Origin of the sequence: Bacillus sp. BB081 (genome assembly GCF_008368895.1) — a bacterium.
Classification (GTDB): domain Bacteria; phylum Bacillota; class Bacilli; order Bacillales; family Bacillaceae_G; genus Bacillus_A; species Bacillus_A wiedmannii.
In genome coordinates, this window is sequence record NZ_QOZX01000041.1 from 100,778 (window position 1) to 126,093 (window position 25,316).

At 35.9% G+C, this 25,316-nt stretch carries 27 protein-coding genes, 3 other RNA genes and 1 riboswitch; of the genes, 6 read left to right on the plus strand and 24 right to left on the minus strand.

From position 1 onward, the window contains the following. Positions 1–66 precede the first annotated feature (66 nt). The 3 genes from DN394_RS18350 to DN394_RS18360 are packed head-to-tail and all read right to left on the minus strand — an operon-like array spanning position 67 to position 2,000. On the minus strand, positions 67–453 hold the full coding sequence (locus DN394_RS18350) for a DUF350 domain-containing protein (RefSeq protein WP_000606860.1): 387 nt from the start codon (positions 451–453) through the stop codon (positions 67–69). Further along, positions 450–1,685, minus strand: coding sequence for a glutathionylspermidine synthase family protein (locus tag DN394_RS18355; protein WP_149294094.1), 1,236 nt, complete (start codon positions 1,683–1,685; stop codon positions 450–452). The genes DN394_RS18350 and DN394_RS18355 overlap by 4 nt, the downstream gene beginning before the upstream one ends. A gap of 3 nt (positions 1,686–1,688) precedes the next feature. Further along, the gene (locus DN394_RS18360; protein WP_000169026.1) at positions 1,689–2,000 is read right to left on the minus strand and encodes a hypothetical protein; all 312 of its coding nucleotides are present in this window, start codon (positions 1,998–2,000) and stop codon (positions 1,689–1,691) included. Positions 2,001–2,719: 719 nt separating this feature from the next. On the opposite strand from DN394_RS18360, the gene DN394_RS18365 reads away from it, so the two are divergent. Both DN394_RS18365 and DN394_RS18370 read left to right on the plus strand, forming a co-directional pair. After that, complete coding sequence (locus DN394_RS18365) at positions 2,720–3,850, plus strand: RNA-guided endonuclease InsQ/TnpB family protein (protein ID WP_149294095.1); 1,131 nt, start codon at positions 2,720–2,722, stop codon at positions 3,848–3,850. A gap of 148 nt (positions 3,851–3,998) precedes the next feature. Next, on the plus strand, positions 3,999–4,448 hold the full coding sequence (locus DN394_RS18370; RefSeq protein WP_097914907.1) for a hypothetical protein: 450 nt from the start codon (positions 3,999–4,001) through the stop codon (positions 4,446–4,448). A gap of 54 nt (positions 4,449–4,502) precedes the next feature. On the opposite strand, the gene ssrS (DN394_RS18375) is transcribed toward DN394_RS18370, so the two are convergent. From ssrS (DN394_RS18375) to DN394_RS18395, 5 genes are all read right to left on the minus strand, one after another. Then, a non-coding RNA gene (gene ssrS / locus DN394_RS18375) (6S RNA) lies at positions 4,503–4,686 on the minus strand. 21 nt (positions 4,687–4,707) lie between these two features. Continuing rightward, a non-coding RNA gene (gene ssrS, locus DN394_RS18380) (6S RNA) lies at positions 4,708–4,890 on the minus strand. 116 nt (positions 4,891–5,006) lie between these two features. Next, positions 5,007–5,840, minus strand: coding sequence for a sulfurtransferase (locus tag DN394_RS18385; RefSeq protein WP_149294096.1), 834 nt, complete (start codon positions 5,838–5,840; stop codon positions 5,007–5,009). A gap of 2 nt (positions 5,841–5,842) precedes the next feature. Further along, complete coding sequence (locus DN394_RS18390; RefSeq protein WP_000451806.1) at positions 5,843–6,115, minus strand: YpbS family protein; 273 nt, start codon at positions 6,113–6,115, stop codon at positions 5,843–5,845. Positions 6,116–6,136: 21 nt separating this feature from the next. After that, positions 6,137–6,604 carry a GNAT family N-acetyltransferase gene (locus DN394_RS18395; RefSeq protein WP_097914903.1) on the minus strand — a complete coding sequence of 156 codons (468 nt, stop codon included), beginning with the start codon at positions 6,602–6,604 and terminating at the stop codon, positions 6,137–6,139. Positions 6,605–6,676: 72 nt separating this feature from the next. On the opposite strand from DN394_RS18395, the gene DN394_RS18400 reads away from it, so the two are divergent. Next, on the plus strand, positions 6,677–6,931 hold the full coding sequence (locus tag DN394_RS18400; protein ID WP_000369740.1) for a DUF3931 domain-containing protein: 255 nt from the start codon (positions 6,677–6,679) through the stop codon (positions 6,929–6,931). Positions 6,932–6,934: 3 nt separating this feature from the next. On the opposite strand, the gene DN394_RS18405 is transcribed toward DN394_RS18400, so the two are convergent. Beyond that, a complete protein-coding gene (locus DN394_RS18405) occupies positions 6,935–10,594 on the minus strand; it encodes a dynamin family protein (RefSeq protein ID WP_149294097.1) in 3,660 nt (1,219 codons plus the stop codon). Between the two features lie 549 nt (positions 10,595–11,143). Between DN394_RS18405 and DN394_RS18410 the strand changes: the two genes are divergently transcribed. Beyond that, a complete protein-coding gene (locus DN394_RS18410) occupies positions 11,144–12,307 on the plus strand; it encodes a DUF418 domain-containing protein (protein WP_149294098.1) in 1,164 nt (387 codons plus the stop codon). A gap of 15 nt (positions 12,308–12,322) precedes the next feature. Here the strand turns inward: DN394_RS18410 and pbuX are convergent, their stop codons facing one another. The 13 genes from pbuX to DN394_RS18480 form a co-directional block, all read right to left on the minus strand. Beyond that, a complete protein-coding gene (gene pbuX, locus DN394_RS18415) occupies positions 12,323–13,645 on the minus strand; it encodes a xanthine permease PbuX (protein ID WP_000809222.1) in 1,323 nt (440 codons plus the stop codon). A gap of 3 nt (positions 13,646–13,648) precedes the next feature. After that, positions 13,649–14,242, minus strand: a complete 594-nt coding sequence (locus DN394_RS18420) for a xanthine phosphoribosyltransferase (protein WP_000866483.1) — start codon at positions 14,240–14,242, stop codon at positions 13,649–13,651. Between the two features lie 106 nt (positions 14,243–14,348). Continuing rightward, a riboswitch (purine riboswitch) is annotated at positions 14,349–14,450 on the minus strand. Between the two features lie 116 nt (positions 14,451–14,566). Beyond that, complete coding sequence (locus DN394_RS18430; protein WP_097914899.1) at positions 14,567–15,313, minus strand: type I methionyl aminopeptidase; 747 nt, start codon at positions 15,311–15,313, stop codon at positions 14,567–14,569. Between the two features lie 154 nt (positions 15,314–15,467). After that, the gene (locus tag DN394_RS18435) at positions 15,468–15,941 is read right to left on the minus strand and encodes a GNAT family N-acetyltransferase (protein WP_000386783.1); all 474 of its coding nucleotides are present in this window, start codon (positions 15,939–15,941) and stop codon (positions 15,468–15,470) included. Positions 15,942–15,988: 47 nt separating this feature from the next. Then, positions 15,989–17,506, minus strand: coding sequence for a carboxypeptidase (gene ypwA / locus DN394_RS18440; protein ID WP_097994191.1), 1,518 nt, complete (start codon positions 17,504–17,506; stop codon positions 15,989–15,991). Between the two features lie 100 nt (positions 17,507–17,606). Next, a complete protein-coding gene (locus tag DN394_RS18445) occupies positions 17,607–19,544 on the minus strand; it encodes an ATP-dependent DNA helicase (protein WP_097994190.1) in 1,938 nt (645 codons plus the stop codon). Between the two features lie 138 nt (positions 19,545–19,682). Continuing rightward, positions 19,683–19,865 (minus strand): DUF3921 family protein, encoded by a 183-nt coding sequence (locus DN394_RS18450; protein ID WP_000376888.1) that lies wholly within the window; start codon positions 19,863–19,865, stop codon positions 19,683–19,685. A gap of 61 nt (positions 19,866–19,926) precedes the next feature. After that, a complete protein-coding gene (locus tag DN394_RS18455; protein WP_000521230.1) occupies positions 19,927–21,066 on the minus strand; it encodes a THUMP domain-containing class I SAM-dependent RNA methyltransferase in 1,140 nt (379 codons plus the stop codon). A gap of 180 nt (positions 21,067–21,246) precedes the next feature. Next, positions 21,247–21,637: RNase P RNA component class B (rnpB, locus tag DN394_RS18460), an RNA gene on the minus strand. 87 nt (positions 21,638–21,724) lie between these two features. Continuing rightward, on the minus strand, positions 21,725–22,063 hold the full coding sequence (gene gpsB, locus DN394_RS18465) for a cell division regulator GpsB (RefSeq protein ID WP_000622425.1): 339 nt from the start codon (positions 22,061–22,063) through the stop codon (positions 21,725–21,727). Positions 22,064–22,160: 97 nt separating this feature from the next. After that, positions 22,161–22,715, minus strand: a complete 555-nt coding sequence (locus DN394_RS18470) for an SLOG family protein (protein ID WP_000862919.1) — start codon at positions 22,713–22,715, stop codon at positions 22,161–22,163. Positions 22,716–22,772: 57 nt separating this feature from the next. After that, a complete protein-coding gene (locus DN394_RS18475) occupies positions 22,773–23,207 on the minus strand; it encodes a spore coat protein (RefSeq protein WP_149294099.1) in 435 nt (144 codons plus the stop codon). A gap of 155 nt (positions 23,208–23,362) precedes the next feature. Beyond that, positions 23,363–23,968, minus strand: a complete 606-nt coding sequence (locus tag DN394_RS18480; RefSeq protein WP_149294100.1) for a YppG family protein — start codon at positions 23,966–23,968, stop codon at positions 23,363–23,365. 177 nt (positions 23,969–24,145) lie between these two features. Between DN394_RS18480 and DN394_RS18485 the strand changes: the two genes are divergently transcribed. After that, positions 24,146–24,337, plus strand: coding sequence for a YppF family protein (locus DN394_RS18485; RefSeq protein WP_000242661.1), 192 nt, complete (start codon positions 24,146–24,148; stop codon positions 24,335–24,337). A gap of 25 nt (positions 24,338–24,362) precedes the next feature. Here the strand turns inward: DN394_RS18485 and DN394_RS18490 are convergent, their stop codons facing one another. Together DN394_RS18490 and DN394_RS18495 are read right to left on the minus strand one after the other, a co-directional pair. Next, the gene (locus tag DN394_RS18490; protein WP_000872967.1) at positions 24,363–24,707 is read right to left on the minus strand and encodes a YppE family protein; all 345 of its coding nucleotides are present in this window, start codon (positions 24,705–24,707) and stop codon (positions 24,363–24,365) included. Between the two features lie 15 nt (positions 24,708–24,722). Next, the gene (locus DN394_RS18495; protein ID WP_001252042.1) at positions 24,723–24,965 is read right to left on the minus strand and encodes a hypothetical protein; all 243 of its coding nucleotides are present in this window, start codon (positions 24,963–24,965) and stop codon (positions 24,723–24,725) included. A gap of 85 nt (positions 24,966–25,050) precedes the next feature. On the opposite strand from DN394_RS18495, the gene DN394_RS29025 reads away from it, so the two are divergent. Next, on the plus strand, positions 25,051–25,227 hold the full coding sequence (locus tag DN394_RS29025; RefSeq protein WP_080345072.1) for a phage portal protein: 177 nt from the start codon (positions 25,051–25,053) through the stop codon (positions 25,225–25,227). Positions 25,228–25,316 lie beyond the last annotated feature (89 nt).

Here is a 25,316-nt window from a genome sequence, read left to right on the forward strand (position 1 = left end):
TTTTTCGAAAAGTATGGCGAACTAACGTATATAAAATTAAAACCTTTACGTCTAAACGTAAAGGTTTTAATAAGTTATACAACCAGCAATTACAATCCCAATGGAAAGCGATAAAAACATAAGAAAAAGACCGACTGCTTGATTATCTTCTTCAAGACTTTTGTTTATATTAAAGCGTGGTGTAAGCCACTCAGCTAAATAAAAGACGATAATTTGAGCCAAAATCCCAACGGCTCCCCACGAAACCATATCAAGAAGTGAAATGGAATTAGCTGCTGTCGAATATAAAACAATAGCTAACCCAAGTAATCGTCCTCCAAGTACATAGCTTACCGCCTTATTTCCTTGGGCCATTAACTTAAATTCTTTTACTTTCGTTGTCACTTCCATGAGGAACAGACCAATGCATAAAAGGCCCAGTGTTACTGCTAAATATAATAAAAAATTAATCATATACTTTCCTCCTTTTTTATACCTACCGGTAAATAGTACGATTCATTCCCCGTAATTTTTTCCCCAGCGCGAATACCGATACTACTCGCTTTTCCAGCAATTAAAAACGAACCAAACACATACGACAGTTTCTCCATCCCTTTCTCTGTTTCCAAAGATACGACTGGAAGTTCTGTATACTTTTGAAATATCGGCAGTGACGCTTTATACGTTTGGTGTGCATTTTGAATCATAATATTTTCGTCCTTATCGCGAACGGTAATTGTGTCTCCTTCTCTACCAAATGAAGGTTTTTGAACGAAAGAGCCTTTTCCTAAAAATAAATCTGGTTCTAAATATGTAGGTAACATATATTCTTTAATCCACTGTTGTTCCTCATTTGTATAAAAGGCCTTTTCTTCTGCTAACCCCCAAATAAGACACTGAATTGATTTTGGCTGAAGCAAAAATGCTGACAAAGGATTTATTATAAAAAGCTTTCCAGCTTTTACAAGTTGCAACAGTTCCACACCTACGAAGTCTCCTGTTTCAGGATCTTGATCCTCAATTAAATCTTCTATCGGATATGTTTGGCGATATAAAATATCAATCTGTACTCCATCCCTATCCACTAAAGCATCTTTTGTAATTCTAAGTTCTGACATTGGCACTACTTTATTTTCAACATGGCATAACTGACTCAAATACATAGTCGTATTCCAATCCTCAATATGTTCATGATGTGCTGTAAAAACAACATTTGGGTTATCTATTCCCTTTGTCGCTTCCATTACGGCCTTTGTAACACCAGAAGATAGTAATCGTTCTTGACCCAAGTTTGGATCATCATAGCCTAGTTTTCCACAAACTTTTCCATTCATTTGAAAGCATTCCATAATAAAAGTTGGTGTATCACTATTAAACTCAAGCATTTTAATGTGGTTATCACTTGTTAAAACGAAATCAAATCGTGAAATAACAGATTCAGGATATAATCCTTTCATTCTAATAAACGATAAGCTTGCAGGAGGATACCCAAGTTCAAGAAGCTGTTCGTCACTTAAATTCCGCAAAAGTTTAGCAGTCTTAAAAAATATTTTCCCCATTCGTTCAGTTGCTAATTGCAATTGTTTCATAGTCTGATTTGTTATAGAGAAAATATGAAACAAACTATACTCACATTCATATAAATCCGACCAAAAATTCGGATATTTCGAATAAAACTCTTTTCGATCCCTTATGTATTGCGACATATGTTAGCCCCCAAATCCTCCCTTTGAACCGCTTCCAATTCCACCTTTAAATTCCGCAGACGATTGATAAGATTTAAACGCCGATGAATTTTTAAAAGTGGATTTATTTTGATAGTAACTCCCACCATAAAAATAATGCCCACGATAACCTGACCTACTATCATCACACTGCCATACCCCAAGTTCATCATCCCAATCCCAATCTGAACAACTATTATCATTCGGTTTTGGGGGAAGATCTTGTGCGCAGCCAAATAAGGTGCCAGTCATTAAAGACGTTACGACACCACCTACTAGCCATTTCGTTTTTGTCACCTTCGCACTCCCCTTTTTAAATTCTATTCCTATTATATAAGATAGCATGATAAAGTAGAAGAAAAAGGAAGAAGAGGGTAACTAACTGTTACGATTTATTTAACCAATTATAAAGAAAGTTAATTAAATATATCAGTAAGCCCTGCTAGTCAAGTGATTGGCTAGTAGTGAGGGTTAACTGCGGGCAATCCCTAAAGCTGATTGAACTACAACGTGGCTAGAAATGGCGAGCGTGAATGTTGCGAAAGCAGAAAAAATCAATCAGATGATGCAAGGTTAAATCCTAAACATTAGAACAATGGGTCTTCCGCCTCGAATCATCTAAGTCAAAATGGATAAGATGAACGTTCAACGACTATCTCGTATAACTGACGAGAGTACATCACAAGCCTATGGTGGTGGAAAAATCCTCTATCTTTAAGTAGATAAACATATAGTCTGCGCTCATGTGAAAACATGAGAAGTTCATAAGAGAACTGGCTAAGGAATTGCGCCCTTAGTTGAACGAGATAAATATAATTAAATCTATTAAGTCTCATTGAATATACCGAACACACGTGCTATGTTAGGTTCAATGAGGTGAGAATAATAATGAAATTTTCACGAGTTAGTCAAGTATCAGAATTAACAGGTTTGCATCCGAGTAGTCTCAGGAGAATGCTGGTGGAACACGCTACGATTCAGAAGAACAAATCTTTCATTAAAGGAGTTACATTCTGATGATATTGGCGAAGAAAGTTAGACTGATTCCAACGCCTGAACAAGAAAAAGTGCTTAGAAACCATGCTGGCGCTGCAAGATTCGCTTATAACTATTGTAAAAGAATGAGTGATAGATACTATAAGCTATTTGGAAAATCTGTTTCACAGTTAGCTTTACAGAAACGATTTACAAAGATCAAGAAGCGAAAGAGATATGAGTGGTTACAAGACATCAATGCACAAGTTCCTAAACAGGCTTCAAAAGATTTTGATACGGCTAGAAAAAATTCGTTCAAAAAGTACAAAAATGGTTATCACACTTCTTATAAATCCAAAAAAGATTTAATCCAAGGATTTTATGCCAATTATGAAAGACTGATTATAGGAAAAAAAGTAGTTCATATTCAGTCCATTGGGGAAGTGAAAACAAGCCAACAACTACCAAGAAATAAAAAACCATCCAATCCAAGAGTTACCTTTGATGGTCGTCACTGGTGGATGAGTGTAGGGTTCCAAGAAGACTTTGAATTACAAAAATTAGCCAATGAGTCGATTGGTGTGGATGTTGGTTTAAAAGAGCTTTTTGTAGCTTCTAATGGTATGAAAGAACGAAATATAAACAAAGATGCTAAGGTTAAAAAACTTTTGAAAAGGAAAAAGTCAGCTCAAAGAGATATGTCTAGGAGATTAAAAAAAGGTGTGAAAATTCAATCTGCCGGATATGAAAAAGCGAAAGCTGAGCACCTGCGGTTATCTAGGAAAATTACGAATATCCGAAATAACCATATCCATCAAGCAACAGCGAAATTGGTGAAAACCAAACCAATGAGGATTGTTGTGGAAGACTTATCTATCTCAAACTTGTTAAAAAACAAAAAACTATCGAAAGCATTTTCATTTCAAAAATTAAACTTCTTCTTTCAATGTTTATCATACAAGTGTGAGAAGTATGGCATTGCGTATGTAAAAGCTGATAAATGGTTCGCTTCAAGCAAGATTTGCTCATGTTGCGGAGTTAAATACGACCATTCAGTTCAACCAGAAGGACAGTGGAGTTTAAAAATACGTGAGTGGTGTTGTGCTTCATGCAATAGCCATCACGATAGGGATGTAAATGCATCGATAAATTTATCAAGATGGGTAAAATAAAAGCTTGATAATAGGAGGTAACGATACTGCCTCGTGTGGAGTGTTATACCCCTCGTCCCTTCGGGGTTGCGAGAACACGATGAAGCACTAACTTGTGTAAATTTGATTGAATTGTATAGATTTAGTTAAGTTTATCGTATCGGATAAAATGCGCTTAGAATATCGACTTAATGATGAAACGAAAGGCTACCCTGCTTTATGGAACTACGCAAATATTTCTAATTCTGAAATCATCGCGCGCATGACGTGTGAATATTTTATAAAAGATAACAATACATATGTTGTTACTGCTACTTCAGTAGATCCAGACGGAACAGCAGTTATATATATTCAAAAAGAAGAGTTTGCAAATGACCCTTCAGATCCTACATACTCTCACATCGGTTTTGAGGTTAGAGAACTAAGTGAAACGAGTTCAAGCATAATAGATCGGAAAGATGTATGGAACTATGAAGAAATTTTGCCATCTCTTCATTCAGACCTTATATATATTCAGCGCGACGGCATGCATATGGAGTTCGCTTTAGATTCAAGAGAGATTGATGAAGATAGAAAGTGCTATATTTATTATGGAAACTTCACAGGTGAATCCAGATAAAATAGATATATTTATGCAACAAAAAAACCTTACGTATAAAACGTAAGGTTTTTATATAGCCCCACATATGCCGTTCTCTCTAGATGTCCATAAACCTGCTCTCACAGGTGGATGCTCTCACAAATGTTTGTAACTTCCTTCTTAAAAAGATGGCATGTTAGCTACATTTAAATATTGAACTTCCATATTAAACTTATTGGTTTAAGACATGCATAAGCTACGTACACCGTAGGAATTTTATATAATGTTAGTTGAAATAAGACCCCCGCACGTGCCGCTCCTCGTAAATGTCCAAAAACCCGCTACTCGCAGGTGGATGCCCTCACAGTTACCGTACATCTTCCTCCACAAGGAAGGCTTGATGATGGTCGCTAAATATTGAGCTTCCGTATAACTAACATCGGTTTTAGACATAAATAAGTTACGTACACCGCAGGATGTATTATTTACTTGTCGTTATATTATCACATTGTTTCCAATGTGTAAAATACAAAGTTTTTCGAGCAATTTCTTGCTTGTGACCTTATTTTAATACAAATTATTTTTGCATGCAAGTGATTAATCTTCTTCTTTTGCAATTTGATTTTCTGGATAAGAAATCCAATCACTCCAGCTACCCGCATACAATTTAACATTTTGGAATCCAGCTAATTTCAATGCAAGGATATTTGGACAGGCTGTAACACCAGAACCACAATATACAATTGTTTCCTTATCTTTCGAAAGATTTCGGAATCGTTCTTGTTGCCCAGCTTCATTCTTAAATTGTCCTGATTGTACAATTCCATCCTTCCAAAAATAGTTTACTGCTGTCGGAATATGTCCTGCTTTTGGATCAACTAGTTCCTCTACACCAGCATAACGTTTTGGCTCTCTAGAATCAATTAACGTAACATCTGCACCTGTATGAATATTCTCTCTCACCGTTTCCATCGTTACAAGCATATGATCTTGTACATTTGCTTTGAATGTTTTTCGTATAGCAACAGGAATTTCCGTTGTTATCGGTAGTCCATTCTCTTTCCAAGCTGGAAATCCACCATCTAATATATATACTTTCTCATGTCCTACATAGTTTAATAACCACCAGAGACGAGAAGCATTTACACCCGCTTGACTGTCATATGCAATTACTGTCGTATGTTCATCAATACCAGCTTGTGAAAGCTTGTCTGCAAACTCCTCAATATCCGGCAATGGATGGCGACCACCATGTTCTGTTACAGGACTTGATAAATCTAAATTCAAATCAAAATATAACGCATGAAGAATATGTTCTTCCTCATACTTTTCTCTACCCCAATTAGGATTCGCTAAATCAAAACGACAATCGATTATACGGACATTCTCATCTTCTATATGCTCACGTAACCATTCGACTGTAACTATCATCTTTAACGACCTTCTTTCTCTTGCAAACGACTTACATACTCCATAACCATTTCTTCTGTAACAAATTTACGCTGCAGTGTAACACCATTTTTTGCAAGATCATTAATTTGCTTTGTTACAACATTAATGATATCAACCGAAAATTCTTTCCCCTTTGACGCAAGAGATACGGCTGCTTCAATAGCTGCTTCACGCTGCGCATCTAATTGTAAACATGCTTTTACACTTTCATTTTGTTTACGAGAATGTGCTGTAATTGCTTTATGTACTTCCATCTTCTCTTCCCCCTAAATAAGTTATACGTTCTTATTCAATTCCATTGCAAGCCGAATCATATCACGACATACAATCCCATTTTCAATAATCTCTTCTTCATAATGCTTTGAAAAGTAATCAAAATCAATAGAAAAAACACGAAATCCACATTTTTGATATAAAGCAAGTTGTGAAACACTAGAATTACCCGTACCAACTTCAAGTTTTGACATACCATATCCTTTAGCAGTTTCTACAGCATGACTTAATAGCTGCTTTCCAATCCCTTTTCCTTGCAAATGCTCTACAACCGCAATATTCATAATTTCCATCGTCTTCGGCCTTGTTTCCAAAAGAACATATACACCGACAACTCTCTCCTCTTGCTTAGCTACATATGTTTTCCCTCTTTGTACATATGCATCAATTTGCTCCTCACTCGGATCAGCAAGCAATAATAAAGGCTTCGGTATAACTTCTTTCGAAATATACTCTATTACTACACACATAAAAAACTCCCCTTTCTCTATTGTTCTAAACCCTCCTTGTCTACCATAAATAATAGAAAGGAGGGATTCACCATGGACAACAATGAGAAAAAGTGCAACGTCATCTCTATTGATGGAAAGAAGAAGAAAAGCGACACGTATTCCTATCCAAAATTAGTAGTAGAAAACAAAACATATGAATTTTCTTCATTCGTCTTATGCGGTGAAACACCAGACGGCAGACGCCTCGTTCTTACTCATATGATTTCTACCGATGAATTTGCTGGGTTTGTCAAATCTTTAGATACAGTATTGCAAAAGAAAATTGAACGAATCTTTTTCTCATAACGACTATATCACATAAATTTCTTTTTCAATCTCTACTAACTGCTTTTGCAATTGTTCTTTACTTTGTTCATATAGTGATACATCAATTGTTTCAGCCAATGCAAATAATACACTTTCATAATAATTCATCACATCTTGCTGCATCACTTTTTGGAATAAGTTCCATTTCAAATCCCACTCTTGCTTATAATGATGAACAAATAAATCTTTTTCATCAGCTACATAGTTTGATACGAAAGGCTCTAATACAACTTTAGCCTCTTCTTGCATGAAAGCTTTATCATTTTTTTCAAAAAAGCTTTTTTCATTTTTAAAATGCGCCAGTGCTTTTTTGAAATCTTTTATTTCAACTGAAGGGAACGGTTCTTTATGTGCAATATCTTTATATTCATAATCCACTGTTCCACTCATAGAAATTGATTCATTTTCTACTTTACAGTTCACCACAATTTCATTCTTTGCACGCTTCATCGCTTCATCTATCCATTTCTCAAGGCGTAATGATGTCGCACGCATTTCTTGTAGTAAATCATGCTGAATAAATGCTACTAATTCCATAACGCACTGTTGCAACTGCACTTTCACATTCCCATCCGTTCGCAGCGATGCTGGATTAATAAATTCAGTAAACACATCGTTATAGCGTAGGAATAGACGCTGTTGCACGTAATAAAGCAATTCTTTCACTTCATTTTGCATCGCCTGCTCTTCAGCAAGCACACTATATGATGAAATAATATGAAGTAGCTGATCACGCTCTGCTTCATATTTTTTCGTTTGCTTCTCTTTCTCTTCATTCCCCTGCTTTGCACCGTTTATCATATTTACTAAAAGCTGATCTGCTCCTTGCAATGTACCATATAAAGCATGAACAGATACGAGCATTAAATCTCTCATCATAAAGGATGTAAATGATTCCTCGAACTTAGCAATCCCAGAGTTTTGTAAAATACCGTACTTCTCTTTTTCAATATTCTTTCCTTGCTTCTCTTCAAGTGCACATAAACTTGAAATTGCAAATAAACGCGGATTTCTAATACCATATTGCAGTAGCTGGTCTGCGATATAACCTTTTACCATTTCAAGTTCTTCTTCAGACTCTGCTAAATCGGCCGCATTAATTAAGAAGAACATTTTATCAAGTGCAAAAGTATCCTTTACACGACCAAGTTGGATTAAGAATTCACGGTCAGCACGAGAGAACACATGATTATAATACGTTACAAATAAAATAGCATCTGCGTTTTTAATATACTGGAACGCAACGTCCGTATGGCGGGCGTTAATAGAATCCGCTCCAGGTGTGTCTACAAGCGCTACTCCTTGCCTTGTTAAAGCACAATCATAATAAAGCTCCATGTACTCAACAAAACATGATTTTTCTTCATTCGCTACATAATCAGAAAACTCTTCTAATGTAACTTGTACTTGCTCCCCTAAATGAGCAGAAACCGTATCATACCCTTTTTGTACCGCTCGTAAAAAGCTAAATGTTGTTTTTTGCTTCCCAGTTGGTGAAGGATATTTCATAACTTTATCAATTTGTGCTAACGCTTCATCTAACGTAGTAATCTCATAATGAAACAACTTATAAACAGCTTTCATATCTTCTAATAGAGCTTGCTTTGATTTGAATTGAACCATTACTGTTCCGTGTGGTTTTTCCTCTGTAACCGGCAAAATTTGATTAATCGTTGCCGTCGTCGGATTTGGTGATACAGGAAGTACATTCCCACCAAGCAATGCATTGGCAAATGATGATTTCCCAGCACTAAAAGCTCCGAATAATGCTACTGTAAATTGTTTCGTTTCCACACGACGCCTTTTTTCTATTACCTCTTGTTGTACATGTTTCAGCGCTGGCAATGGCTCTAATATCGTTTCAGCTTTCTTCACTTTCTCTAATATACGCTGAATATTTAAAGCTGCCGTTCCTTTTATCTCTTCCTCACGAGCCATTACGTTATCGTTTACGCTTTCCTGCTCTTGTAGTGTGAATTTCTCACTAACAATTTGTGTTTTACTTTGCAATATCTCCTCTATTTGCAATCCTTCTGGTGTAGCAACACGCTCGTGCCAAACATTTTGCAAATAACTTTCATATGTCTCTAAATTGTTACTGTATTGCAATTGCGTTTCTTTTGCCGTTTGCAACATCGTATATTTTTCAATCTCTTCTTCAATGCGTGCAACTGCTTCCTTCACCTTTTGCTTTAAAACGACTGCACTTTTATCAAAAATTTGCTGCGCTTTTGTAAAATAACGTTTCTTCAGTTCATTCGCTACATCCGCTGTATAAAGAAGTAAGTAATCACCTGTGAAACCTGCACCTTGTTTAATGACTTCAGCTAACATTTCTGGTCCAAAAGCAATTTCTAAAGCATATATGTCTTTCCCAATTTCCTCTGTGAACAATCCTTCTTCTTTTAAGAAGGCAACAATAAATTCTTTCACATGAAAATCAAGTTGCGTTTCAACAGTCTTTTGCAAAGCAGAATAAAAAGCATCTAAACGTCTCTGTTTTTCTTGCTCCGTCTTTCCTTTCGCAAACAGCAAACCGACCTTAAATTTAGTTAATTTCGTTTCTAAATACGCATTTGCCAGTTCTCTCGTTTCAAATGGCATTAAATATGCGTTATCTAATATAGCTTGTAAGCCTTTTATAAATTCGTTTCTCACATGAGATTCTTTACTAACCTCGCGTTGTTTAGTTTCCGTTAGCTCTTCTTTCTTTTCAACTATCTCTGAAATAGAAAGCGGCGATGCTAGCTCTTCCTCATATTTCAAAAGAGCTTTTTCATTTTCTGAAAGAATAAACGAGAAATGTTCCCCCATTAAATATTCTGTTTCTCGCTCCATTCCATCTCTTACATACTGCACTTTTTCTTTCATAATAGAAATAATTAATGTTTCTAAGCTTCCAATTTCATTATGCGTATGGTTCATCATTCGTAATGACGTATAATACACTCCATCTACTTCAATATCCCAGTTAGAGAACGATTGTTTTACACTATCTTTATAATCCTCAAACGATAATTCATTTTCTTTATGTTTATCTATTTGATTTACAACGAGATAAACCGTTTTATTACGTTGTTTCAATTCTTTAACAAATTGTAAATTCACTTCCGATTGGACGTGATTATAATCCATCATATAAAAAATTACGTCTGCTAGATGCAGCGTTGATTCTGTCGCTAATTGATGGGCATCATCTGTTGAATCAATACCTGGTGTATCAACTAACATAACACCCTCAGGAATTGGCGCATCATACCGATAAATATGAACACCAATTACCTCATCACCGTCTTTACAAATTTGTTTTAATTCTTCAGCTGAATATGCACCATCATATTCGTACTGTTCTCCAGATTTAACTGTTACAACAACACGATCCATTCCTTTTTCAATTTTGACAACGTTAGCGCTTGTCGGAATTGGACTTGTTGGTAACAACTGCGCTTTATATAGATGATTCATCATCGTTGATTTCCCTGCAGAGAAGTGACCGCAGAACGCTATCATAAGCTGCTCTTGTTTATATTTTTGAATCACCTCAAACAACTTTACACTATTCTCTGCATCGCCGTGTTTTTGCCACTCTTCATAAAAACAAACAAGTTTTTTCATACCGTTTGTCTGTACTATGTTTGTCATCCCCTTGTTCCCCTTTATCCAAGATGTATATACTTTTTCCCACCATTTGCGAGCTCATAATCATCAGGAAATACATCCCCTCATCGATTACAGTTTCACTTTACTATCATACTAAATTTTCAGCATATTCTCATTAAAAATAAAAAATCCCTTTCATTCTTTTTACAAATGAAAGGGATTTTATGTCATATCACTCATTTTGCTGTTCCTACTCCATTTAAAACATACTTTGCAATAACTGCATATACAGCGACTGTACCTGCTACTAATGCATATACCATACTCATGCACCAACCTTTTTTGATAATGATTATCACTTTTGAATACATTTTATCATTAAAGAGAATCATTATCAATACTTTTCATAAAGAAAGCCCCTTATAGAAAGGAGCTTTACTGCCTGTTTTGAAGAAGGTTAAAACTTGTTGTGCACTCTTATTATATCTCATAATACATATCTTAACAGTTTTAAAAATTGGAAATTACCTATATACCCTCCTCTTTACATTTTGTATAATAAAAGGGAATTACTTAACAAGGAGGAAAATAATGACACAAAATATTTCACAAGGCGAGAGGATACATTCCATCGATATTATTAGAGGAATAGCTGTACTAGGTATTTTTCTTGTTAACTGGCCTGTTATCGCTGGGATTGACTCACGCGATCTTTCAGGAGTTTATGAGGGGCTAGATAGCTATATCCGTCTATTTTACGATATGTTTATTCAAACAAAATTTTATACAATCTTTTCATTTTTATTCGGCCTAGGCTTTTACATTTTTATGACTCGTGCTGAAGCGAAAACAGATCGCCCAAAAACTTTATTTGTTCGCCGCTTACTTATTTTATTATTATTTGGTTTCTTACATTACGTTCTTTTATGGGACGGAGACATTTTACATACTTATGCAATCGCTGGATTTTTCTTATTTTTATTTTATAAGAGAGAACCTCGTACCATTTTAATATGGGCAATCGTTTTATTAAGTATCTTTCAATTTCTTATGCTAATTGCTAGTATTGGTATTGCCTTCATGCCAAAGGATGAACTTGGATTATCCTTACCAATCATGCCACTTGAAGACTGGATGTCACAAATACAAAATCGTTTCCATACATTTTATGCTAATGGAATAGGGCTAAATATTTCAATGCTCCCAGAAACACTCGGATTATTTTTACTCGGTTTATACGCTGGTAAAAAAGACATTTTCCGTCGTACGAAAGAGTTAGATCCGAAACTAAAAAAATGGCAAATCATTATGTTCGTTTTAACATTACCGTTTTGGTTCTTTATGGTTCGTTATTTCTTATCAACATCGTCATATGAACCACTTTATATGCAAGGACTTGCAATGTTTAGCGGAAAAACATTATTCATCTTCTACATTTTCACACTTATGCGTTTATTACAGAAAGAAAAATGGCAAACATTATTACGACCATTCCAATATGTTGGTCGAATGGCGTTAACAAATTACATCTCGCATACAATTGTTACGTTACTTGTATTCGGACTATTGTTCAAAAATGATTATCTTGCTCCATTATGGGTAGGACCTCTATTTTGCATTAGTTTCTATACGTTACAAATCTTTATTAGCCGCTGGTGGCTGTCACGTTATCAATACGGGCCACTTGAGTACATTTGGCGTCTTGGTACTTACGGGAAAATGATGCCACTTAAAAAGAAAAGCAAGGTCTCATAACGAGACCTTGCTTTTTTATGCTTCTCTTACTGCACTTTGCATCGACACTGGCTCTTCTTTTACTTTCACTTTACGCTGCGGCACCATATTAAATACGATATTTAAAAGTACTGCTGACGCACTTCCAAGTACAATTCCGTTATCTGTTAAAATACGAATGTTTTCAGGAAGTTGTGAGAATAATGTAGGAACGACAGTAACCCCTAGTCCGATCCCGACAGAACATGCAACGATTAATAAGTTTTCTTGTTTACCAAAATCAACGCTACTTAACATTTTAATACCATATGCCATTACCATACCAAACATCGCTAACATTGCACCGCCAAGTACTGATTTCGGGATAATAGTTGTAATAGCTGCGATTTTTGGAATGAACCCAAGAACGATTAACATACCACCACAAGTATAAATAATAACGCGATTTCTTACTCCAGTTAATTGAACAAGTCCTACGTTTTGAGAGTATGTTGTATATGGGAAGGCGTTGAAAATACCACCTAACACCATCGCTAATCCTTCTGCTCGATAGCCTTTTGTTAATTCTTTTTCACCGATCTTTTTATTGCAAATATCAGATAATGCGAAATATACACCTGTTGCTTCTACAATCCCTACGCAAGCAACTAAAATCATCGTAATAATTGGCGTTAATTCAAATGTTGGTGTACCGAAGTAAAATGGCTGAATACCGTGGAACCAATCCGCTTCTCCAACCGCTTGCAAACTTACTTTCCCCATAAACGCTGCAACAATTGTACCGAACAATAGACCTAGTAAAATAGAGATTGAACGAATAAACCCGTCAAAGAAACGATACATAATGATGATAAATAATAATACACCAAATGCTAACGCTAAATTCTCAAGACTACCGAAATCCTTACTTCCTACTCCCCCAGCCATATCATTAATCGCTGCTGGAACAAGTGTAACTCCAATTACGGTAACGACAGATCCTGTTACAACAGGTGGAAACAGTTTTACAAGCTTTCCAAATAATTTCGCAAAAATAACAACGAATAACCCGGCAGCAATAATCGCTCCATAAATAGAAGACACACCGTATTGTTTCCCGATTGCAATCATTGGCCCAACCGCTGTAAATGTACAACCAAGTACAACGGGAAGTCCAATGCCGAAAAAGCGATTTGATAATGCTTGTAAAATCGTCGCAACGCCGCACATTAATAAATCAATTGAGACTAAATATGTTAACTCTTTTTGATTTAAACCAAGTCCGCCGCCCACAATAAGCGGAACGATAATTGCGCCAGCATACATCGCAAGCATATGCTGCATACCAAGCGATGCGATTTTAAATGGATGTTGCTTCATCGTTTATTTCACCTCCGCAGTTTCTTGCTGTACAAATGTAACTGTGCCGTTATCAAGTGATGCAATTTCTGCTAGTGACTCAACACGAACTCCTTGTTCACGAAGCTTCTTTCCTCCATCTTGAAATGCTTTTTCAATAACAATACCAATTCCTGCAATACTTGCTCCTGCTTGCTCTACTAAACTCATTAAACCTAAAGCAGCCTGACCATTTGCTAAAAAGTCATCGATAATTAAAACACGATCATTTTCATCGATATGATTTCGAGATAATGAAATTTCATTCGTTTCTTGTTTCGTAAATGAATATACGTTTGCAACGTACATATTATCTTGTAACGTTAACGATTTACGTTTTCTTGCAAAGATTACTTTTACACCAAGCTCTAATGCAGCCATAACTGCTGGTGCAATGCCTGAAGATTCAATCGTCACGATTTTTGTAATGTTCTCTTCTTTAAAACGTTTAGCAAATTCTTTTCCGATCTCTTGCATAAGTACTGGGTCAATTTGATGATTTAAAAATGCATCTACCTTTAATACGTCACCAGATAAAACCTTTCCTTCGTTCAAAATCTTTTCTTGTAATACTTTCATGTTTGTTCCCCCTCTTATGCAATAAAAAACTCCAAAAGCCGCCACCACTCGTTACAAGTGAGAGACGCGCTTTTGGAGTTTCGCAAAAAAGAATGCTAAACAAGCAAATATATTCGTCCTCACTCATAGTCAAAGTATTTACGGTACTTCGGTAGAAACTTGCAGGCCATATCCCCGCGATTATATGAGTGTAGCTAACTATTTATTTTATAGATGGATTATAACGCACTTTTTATACTTTGAAAAGCATTTCTTAATAAAACACGTACAAATTTTATAAAAACATCATTTTTGTTCGAGTTTTGTAAACTCTTACATATTATTTCAAAGTGTCGTTAAAATAATTGGCCCATCTTTTGTAATCGCAATTGTATGCTCATATTGCGCTGATAATTTCCCGTCCATCGTTCTTGCAGCCCATCCATTTAAATCTACTTTCGAATATCGCATACCTACATTGACAATAGGCTCAATTGTAATTACCATTCCTTCTTGTAGTTCAGGCCCTTGTCCTTGTTTCCCAAAATGAAAAATTGCTGGTTCTTCATGAATCTCTTTACCAATCCCGTGCCCCGTAAAGTCTCTTGCAACCGAAAAACCTTCAGTAGCTACATAACTTTCAATTGCATAGCCAATGTCTCCTACATGATTACCGATTACCGCCTGATCAATCCCTTTATATAAAGCATTCTCAGCTACTAACAATAACCTTTCTGCTTCATCAGAAACATTTCCAATTCTATACGTCCAAGCAGAATCTGAAAGACCACCATTTAAGTTTACTACCATGTCAATTGTTACAATATCCCCCTCAGTTAAAGGAACATTGGCGGGAAACCCATGGCACATTTCAGCATTTACAGATGCACATATCGCATATGGATACCCGTTGTACCCTTTCTGTTCAGATGTTGCACCATGCTTTTCTAAATATGCTTCAACAAACGTATTAATTTCTTTTGTCGTAATACCTGGTTTCATCATTTTGGCAATTTCCCTATGACATGAAGCAAGTAATTTCCCAGATTCATGCATCAAATCTATTTCATTTTTCGTTTTAATTGTATTCATTCTACCTCTCCTTGCTAAACCTGCTATTTGCTACTAAAGTTCAATCATACACATCCTCTGTCAAAATTTCAAAACTCCCAATTACAACAAGTACAAAAATATGTATCCTATACTTCTAAATCAAAATAAAGAAACAGAAGATCCCCTCTGTTTCTTAATCATTTTTACATATATAATTCATTTTCAAAAACTCAAAACAACTACCATTTGTTTTCTGTATAAACGTTCCAACAGCTTCAAATCCTGCTCTTTTATACACTTTAATCGCTCTCTCATTACATGTCGCTACTGATAGCGTTATATAATTACAACCATATTTTTCTTTACTAAAAGCTAGTCCAGCGTTTACGAACTGTAAACCAAATCCATTTCCAGTTATATCAGGTCTCATTCCAAGACCTATATCAACCGTTCCATCATTTATTTTACAAACAGTAAAAAAACCAATGAGAGTGCCGTTTTCCTTCACAGAAAATGTATGATCTCCTCTACTCTCATCATGTAAAAACTCAGCTAAATCTTCTTCATCTGCACCTATATCGTAAAAGGAATACCTCCCTTCATAATGCCAGTTATATGCAATTTCTTCTGCTTCTTCTTGCGTCATTACTGTATATGTATAATCCATTCTTCTATCCCCCTTGAAAAAAAGAGCTGCAATTAAGCAGCTCTTTTTTATAACTCATAGATTTCTTTATACTTCGCTTCTAAATAATCTGCTAAGTAGTTTGCATTTAATCCTTCACCTGTCACATCTTCCAAAATTTCAAGTGGCTTTTTCGTTTTACCGTATTGGTGAATATTTTCTGTTAACCATTCACGAATTGGTGTTACGTTTCCTTCTTCTAATAATGCATCAAAGTTCGGAATGTCTTTTAACATTCTTTGCTTAAATTGCGCTGCATACATATAACCAAGCGCATAAGATGGGAAGTATCCAAATGAACCACCAGCCCAGTGAACATCTTGCAATACACCTTGTGCATTGCTTTCCGGACGAATTCCTAAATATGCTTCCATCTTATCATTCCAAGCCGCTGGCAAATCCTTCACTTGTAATGTACCATCAAATAATTCTTTCTCAAGTTCATAACGAACCATGACGTGAAGCGGATATGTAAGCTCATCTGCTTCTATACGAATGAACGATGGCTTCGATTCGTTAATCGCATCATAAAACTCACCTACTGATATATCATTGAATTGACCATCGCTATACTCTTTTAATAAATCATAATTTTTCTTCCAGAATGATTTATTACGACCGATAAAGTTCTCAAAGAATAATGATTGTGACTCATGAATACCCATAGAAGTTCCACTACATAGCGGTGTACCTTCAAATTTCTCTGCAATATTTTGTTCATATACAGCATGGCCACATTCATGAATTGTTCCAAACACTGCCATACGGAAATCTTTTTCATCATAGCGTGTTGTAATGCGAACGTCCCCTCTATTTAATGTAATCTCAAATGGATGTACCGTTTCATCAAGACGACCTGCTTCAAAGTCATAATTCAATTGCTTTAATAACTCTAATGTAAAGTTCTTTTGTTTTTCTTTTGAAAAATGTTCTGATAAAGCACTTGTCTTTAATCTCTTTTGTGACTCCGATATTTCTTTTACGAGCGGAACGATACGCTCACGAAGTTGACCAAATACGTGATCTAACACTTCTACTGTAATACCTGGCTCATACATATCTAATAATGTATTATATTTATATGTTTCGTAACCCCAATATGTAATGAATTTCTTTTTAAATTCAACTATTTGTTCTAAATACGGACGGAACATTTCGAAATCAGATTTTTCCCGAGCTTCTTCCCACACACTTTCCGCTTTCGCTTCTAATTTCACATACGCCTCGTATTCCGCTTGTGGGATTTTCTTATTTCTATCATATTCTTTACGACACTCTTCAACCATTTTCTTCGTCGTTTCAGAAAGTTTATTTTCACTTATTAAAGCTTCAAGCTCTGTTAAATAATTTCCCATCTCATCTGAAGTCGACATGACAAACACTTCTGATGAAAGCATACCAATTACTTCTGAACGCTGGTCTACACCTTTTTTAGGCGCACCTGTTCTTAAGTCCCAAAACATTAAGCTTAATGCTTCACCGTAATTTTGTATCTTCTTCACATATGTTAAAAATTGTTTTTCTACTTCATATGTAGCTACTGTCATCGTATAAAACCTCCCTTTTCTACCTCAAACTTAATTCGACATGGAAACCTAAATTCCTTTTATAATAGAAAAAAAGCTTGGCAAGCGCCAAGCTTTCTCCTTATAATTCTTTACCTTCTACTGGTAGTACGTTTTTCACCGCTTCTATCACTTTCTCATCTTCTGTATCAGATAAGAAGATTGATATAGCCCCTTTATCGTCGCTCGTACGAATTAAACGTCCAATCCCTTGACGAAGACGTAAAATCATATACGGTACATCTACATCCCAGAATGGATCATTTACATGTTTACGCTTCGCTTCAAACACAGGATCGTTTGGAGGGAATGGTAATGACCAAATAATAACATGCGATAATGATGAACCAGGAATATCTAAACCTTCCCATAAATGAACAGCACAAAGTACAGTCTCTTCTTCATTTTGGAAACGAGAAACGAGCTGACTAATTTCTTGATCCCCTTCATATAGGAACGGAACGGACATTTGTTCTTTACTTACATATTCTTTAAACGCTGCAAGTTCTTGTGTTGTACGGAATAATACAAGTGTACGTCCATTTGTTTTCTGTATATTTTCAAGTGTATATTGACACTTTCTTTCCCATTCATTTTCTTTCGTATGCGATAGTAAGTTTACTGCCATTTGCTCTGTATAATCAAACGGTGAGGCAACTGAGAATGATAAGTAATCTTTTACCCCTAGGCTATTTGCTGTAAATGCGAATGAATCGTTGTTAGATAATGTAGCAGAAGAGAAAATATACGGGATTTTCTTCGAGAATACTTTCTCTTGTAATACTTCTTCAACCGCACGTGGCATAATCACTAACGTGAAGGCTCCATCACCTTCTTCACCCCATGTAATTACATTTTTTTCGTGCATGAACAGACGAAGTGAATGTTCTAATACATCTAAATGTTCATCAACGATATTTAAATCATACGTGTTTACTGTATGCATTTCACTTTCAAATACTAATGCATCACCGACTTCACCAATTTTCGCATAAAGTCTATTCGCTTCAGCTGTTACTTTTTCTGTCACAGTAATTTCTAAACGATCAGAACCGGCGATTTCCTTTTTATTTTCTTGTAACACATCAAAGAATCGCTCTGTTTGCCAAATTGTTTCTTCTACTAAATGTGCAAACTCTTCACGAATATCGTTTTGCAACAATCTTGTTAAAAGTTGCTCCATCATCGTTTGCTTTAAACGATATGTTAAAGCTTTTTGAGCTGCATATTCTACAAGATGTCCTTCATCGAATACAACGCAGCTACTTTCAGGTAATAACGGAATTTGCCCTTCACGCTTACGAGCATCGTACGTCCAAATATGATCCATGTAGAAATCTTGAGAACAAATAATTAAATCTGCCGCTTTACGATAATGTTCACGAGAAAGAGTTTGACCACAACGATGACGAGAATCACAAGTGAAGCAATCTTGGAAGTAATCCCAATTTACTTTTGACCATTCCTCATCATTTAAAAGTGGAAATTCTTTTCTGTCGCCGTAGTGAGTAAAGTTTTGCATCGTACCATGATCGAATACAAACTGTGGTAATTCGTAGTATACATCTTCAATTACTTCTGGAGCTCGTCCACTCATAACATCTTCAAGTTTACGTAAACATAAATAATTATCCATTGATTTCGCAAGTCTAACATCAACAGATAGTCCTAATGCTTCAGATAACTTAGCAATGTCTCCTTCTTCTTTCACAAGCTGCTCAATTAACGTTTCATCAGCACAAGCGATAATAGCTGGTTTTCCAGTATAACGCGCATAGCAAATTGCATATAGAAGATATACAATTGTTTTCCCTGTTCCTACACCCGCTTCTGCGAACATTACTTTCTTTTCTTGGAAAGCACGCTCTAATTGAAACGCCATAAAAATTTGTTCATCACGCTCTTCAAAGCCTTTTTCCGGAAGGATATCGTAAAACACATCTCCAATCCATTCATTCAACTTATCATAAAAATTATCTTGTTTTCCTACTTCAAATGGTAATCTCTTCTCAGTAAACATCCTTAGCCTCCAACCAAAAAGTTTTTCTATAAAAAGATATAGCAACTGCTACTCATATGTGTGCAGCCACTTTCCCCTGTTGCCATACATAGAAATACACGAAAAAAAATTTTCCTTTCGAAAAAGGAAAATTTTTTTCTATATTAATGACTTTAAATACCGTTTATCAATCGCTGTTTCGTGTGAAAGAGCTGACAAATATTCTTCTTGTGCTTTTTGTATTTCCTCTACAATCGCACCTTGGCTATCCACTTCTTTCCCGATCTCATCATACGTACGATGAATAGCTTTTTGAATCATAGATAATTGGAAACTATCCATATCACGTCCTCCTTTACGCATTACATAATAGCCAGTATATGCGCGCTGGAGGAGTTTTATACTATGAATTACGCGGTGGACGTTTTCCGAAGTATTGGTAGTAATCTGTACGGATAAATCCATTAAACAGTTTACGTTTCTTCGATGCATCTTTTCCATAACACTTTTCAAATGCTTCGTAGCTTGTTAATACGTACGCTGACCATGTATCTAATGGGCGGAATACTTGTCCCATTTCTTTGTACAATTGTTCAACGAGTGCTTTTTCACTTAAACGTTCTCCGTATGGAGGATTCGTTACAACATAGCCATAATCCTCTTTTGTCGTGAAATCTTTTACTTGCATTTGTTTAAATGTAATTAAATCACTTAAGCCCACTTCTTCTGCATTATCTTGAGCAACTCGGATCATACGATGATCAATATCTGATCCAATGATTTGTAGTGGTTGATTATAATTCGCTAAATCTTCAGCTTCTTGACGAGCTTCACGCCAGTTTTGTTTACCAACCCAGCCCCACTCATCTGATGCGAAGCCACGGTTAAATCCTGGTGCAATATTTTGTCCAATTAATGCTGCTTCAATCGGAATTGTACCTGATCCACAGAAAGGATCTACGAAAGGACGATCCGGCTTCCAGTTTGTTAACTTAATTAAAGACGCAGCCAATGTTTCTTTTAATGGGGCTTCCCCTTGATCCATACGGTATCCACGTTTATGAAGTCCAACACCACTTGCATCAATTGTTAATGTTGCAATATCCTTGAGCATTGCGATCTCGATACGGAATAACGGACCATCTTCTTCAAACCAAGTTGTACGTTTATATGTTGTTTTTAATTTTTCAACGACAGCTTTTTTAACGATACGTTGGCAATCTGAAACACTGAACAACTCAGATTTTAACGATTTACCAATTACAGGGAATTCTCCATTCTCTGGAATATAATCTCCCCAGTTTAATGCTTTCGTTTTTTCAAACAGCTCATCAAATGTTGTCGCTTTGAATTCGCCAACTTTAATTTTCACACGGTCCGCAGTACGTAACCATAAGTTCGTGCGACAAATCGCCTTTTCATCTGCTTCAAATGTTACTTTGCTGTTTTCCACTTGGCATTCATAACCAAGATCACGAACTTCTCGGGCAACTAACGCTTCAATACCCATTGCCGCTGTTGCAATTAAAGTAACTTTTCCCATTTGCATTCACCTCTTATGTATAGTTAAACAATAATTAATAGCAATTTGTCCTATTAATCATTACATTTTACGAAGAATTTTCTCATTAACCATTTTAACTCATAATTTATAACTTCATACAAATAAAAAGCCCTCCTCTAACAAAGGAGAGCTGAGTTATTTCATAGTTGGTTCATAACGTTCTGTAAGCCATGTTCTGTTCCTTTGTACTGCAAACGGCCCACGCCTCGTACTCCGGTGGCAATCATCTATCTACAGGTTATATAACCTGTCCTTTCCCATCGTTCATTTCCTTGGAAAAGATTCCCCTACCATTATTTGGGTTTCTCGCTCGTGGGGTTTACCTCGTTCCACTCCTATCATTTCTTCAAGGACTTCGTCACTGTGGCACTTTAAAGGTAGTCAAACCATATCCGAAAGGACTTAGGTTTTTTCCCTGCCGTTAAACCAGCCTTACAGCCAGAATACCCTAGCTTATGAATTGGCTAGGCACGAACACTACAGCCATCTCAGGCCGTGCGAGCATGGACTTTCCTCTACAACGTTGGCGTTGCAGCGATTACCCAAACGTTATGACATCCATTAGTATAGTGGAAACAAAAAGATTTTGCAATGTTTTTTTCTATGTAAAATGCTTTAACCTTTTTACCACTAGAAATTATTCGTATAACTTACTTCCAAATACAGCTTTTTCTAAATTAGATAGACGTTTTAAAATGTCCGTATTCGTGTTGTTATATACAGGTTGTGCAACTGGTGTTTGTACAACTGGTTGTTGTGGCACTTGCGTTGCTACTAATTTTTGTTCCTCTAATTCACGCTTTAAACGAGCATTTTGTTGCTTTAATTGATCAAACTCCTTGTGGAAAGCTTCATAGTCTTTAATGATCATATCAAGAAACTTGTCCACTTCTTCTTGTTGATAGCCTCTCATGCCTGTTTTAAATTCTTTTTCTAAAATATCTTTCGCCGTTAATTTAATTTTATCCGAAATCATTTTCTTCACCTCAAATTTTTGCCAAAACTTTCATTACCTAAATTTTTTCAGAAACAATGCCTTTTGTCAATCATATATACGAGTACTATATTACATATTACTCAGCATTATTCCACTGTTCCTCTTCTATTATATCTTGTAAATCAGAAAAAAGAATAAAATAACTGTGATAATTTTCTATTTCTCCTTTTTTCTTTGCTGCTTCTACAATATATTTGGGACTCCCTGGTTTTTCTTCATCATATACAGCTAAAAGTGCATCACTTTTTTCAATAAAAAATTGATTTTTTAATTTAAATTGTTCCGGGCTTTCGTACTTCCGTTTCGTAATACTATCAATATGGTCTGCTTGAGAGAGAATACATTCGTAATATTCACGGTTATCTTCCTTCCAGCTTTCTTCTTGTTCTAAAAACGGAGTAAATACCGCTAATTTTAGATCTGGATATTCTACTTGAATTTCAAAAACAACTTCAGCAGCCCATAATTCGACTCCTAACTGCCCACTTATTATCACCCATTCCAAACCTTCTTCTACAAAAGTAGTTAATTTTCGATGCAATGCTTTTTTTATACATTCCACCCCTGGATGATCATTTTTAAATATACCAAGTTCAAATGGCTTATATCCCGTTACAGCAATAACTTTCATATCAACACTCCAATTACAAAAAAAAGAACTAGCATTTCGCTAGTTCTAACATATCATTTACTTTTTAAATATTCCACCAACGTTTGGTCCGAATGGTGATACATTTGGTCCTGGTCCGAATGGTGATACATTTGGTCCTGGTCCGAATGGTGATACATTTGGTCCTGGTCCGAATGGTGATACATTTGGTCCTGGTCCAAATGGTGATACGTGATGTCCATGATGTCCATGACCACATGGTCCACATCCGCCGCCGAACCCTGGGTCGATCGGGTCTACAACATTTACATTCGAGTTTGTTTGTGGGAAGAAGTTTTGGTTTTTAATTTGTTGATGATGAACATGTGTTGTATGCGTTGGGAAAATGTGTGGCACCACCGTTGTTGAAAAAGAATGTGTTACACACTGTTTCGTCGGATGAATGACAGGAGCAGTTGTACAGATAGGTCCTACAGGCTTATGCCCTCCAAAACAAGGATGACAATGATGCATAGTTTTTTCTCTCCTCTCTCGTTAAAAAAATCTGACTACACTTTACAATATGAGAAAAGAGAGAAAGCCGTTTGTTATATATACCCATTTATTACAAGGAAATTTGTCTAGCCTTCTGCTTTATACGTAATGCTTTTTATTGACAACCCCCAAGATTACTTACCAAAAAAACCTCCAACTTGCTTTACAATACCTGTCACTTGGTTCATCGCATTCATCATTTGTCCAGCTGTATTCATCATTTTATTTACATCATAGTTACCATCTGAGTTTTTAAATTGGGAAACAAAACTAGAAAATTGACTCGGTTGCTGTTGTTGTTTTTGTTTATTCTGCGTCGGGTACGGTTGTTTTGGTGGATAAAACATCGCTTGTTGATTTCCATAGGGAGATGGTGGTGGCATATAGTATTGTGAATTCATATAAGGTTGCTGTTGTTGATCCATATAGGGTTGCTGCTGTTGATTCGTATAGGGTTGCTGCTGTTGATCCATATAGGGCTGCTGTTGTTGATTCGTATGGGGTTGCTGCTGTTGTTGATTCGTATGGGGTTGCTGCTGTTGTTGATTCGTATGGGGTTGCTGCTGTTGTTGTGGTTGATTCATAAACGACACTTCAAATGGCTGGTAATAATTTTGATTTCCATAATTAGGCTCGAAAGGATACATATTATACCGTAAATATGTATCCGTATTATATTGGTACATATTTTGCTGTGCATATGGATTAGATTGCTGATATACGTTAGATTGTTGAAACATGCATTCTCTCCTCCTTCACATAAGTTTCTACATATATAATATGTACTTGTAAAATAATTTGTGTGGCGGAGTCTCTGTCTATTTTTGTCGGAAGTTTAAATTTTTAAAAAATTAAAAAAGAAAACCCTTCCATGCTATGATAGTGAAGAAGAAGATTCTCATGGGGGAGGAATCAACATGGTATTAGGGGATTTAAAACAAGCGTTTTCTCAAAAAAAGGGGTATTACACAGAGAATGTAAATGAATTGTTAGACTTTGCGAGACATTGGTATCTCGAAGGAAAAATATGCATTTCAGATTACCGAACATTAATAAAAGAATTAGAAATAAACGGTGCAACAAAGCCTACAACAATGACAGAAGCATAAAAAAACAAGAGGGCTTCCCCTCTTGTTACTTACATTGCTCAATTATATTTTGCAAAGTATACGAAATGGCTTGATGTGTTTCAAAGAATCGCTTACCTTTACCTTTATTTACAAAACATTGCAAAACATTTGTCTGTAAATTATCGTACACTTGATCAATTTGCTGTACATGTATATACTTCGGTTTTTCTTCCTTAATCCATTTATAAGCTAATTCTTTCCACACTTTTAATTCCTCATCTACCATATCTACAAATGGTTTCATATCCTTATAAAAATCGTACTCAATCATTTCTCTTTTTTTCACATTCGCTTCATTATTATACTGCATGAGTTTTTCTGAAGATTGTATTAATGCTTCATACTTCATTTTATTCCCACCTTATTATGCACTCACTACGACGTTTTGAAATGCCTTCACCCAATTCCCTTTTTCTTCGTGATGCACTAATTTATTTTCCATATGCTCAATATGCATTTCTGTTATTTCTATTTTATTGCATATTTTTTCACTCGTATCCTTCAATGCATGATTCATTCTAATCCCTATATTCATTTCCAGCAAATCGAGAGAACTTAACATTTGATCCATTGTTTTCATTACATCTTCCTTCTGAACCATCGCCATATACAAAACGCCCCCTTCTTTGCTTTTCCTTTGTCATGTAATTTCGCCGAATGACTCCTCACTCCTGCTCACATGACAAAACTAGTTGTTATTCGTCAAAGAAATCATTTTGTATGTCATTTATAGAAATGGTAACAATACAAAAAGGAGGTGTATGAAAATGCCAAAGAACAAAAACGAAAAAAAGAAAAAACAAAACAAACAAAATAAACCCGAGACTGGCAACCCTAAGTTAGATGGTCCAAACTTTCCTGCTACATAAAGTGAAACTTTAGTCAGCGGGGTTTTTGTTCATCCCCACTGATTATTAGCCTTCTCAATCGGGCTTTTACGGGCAGTTGATCCACACCT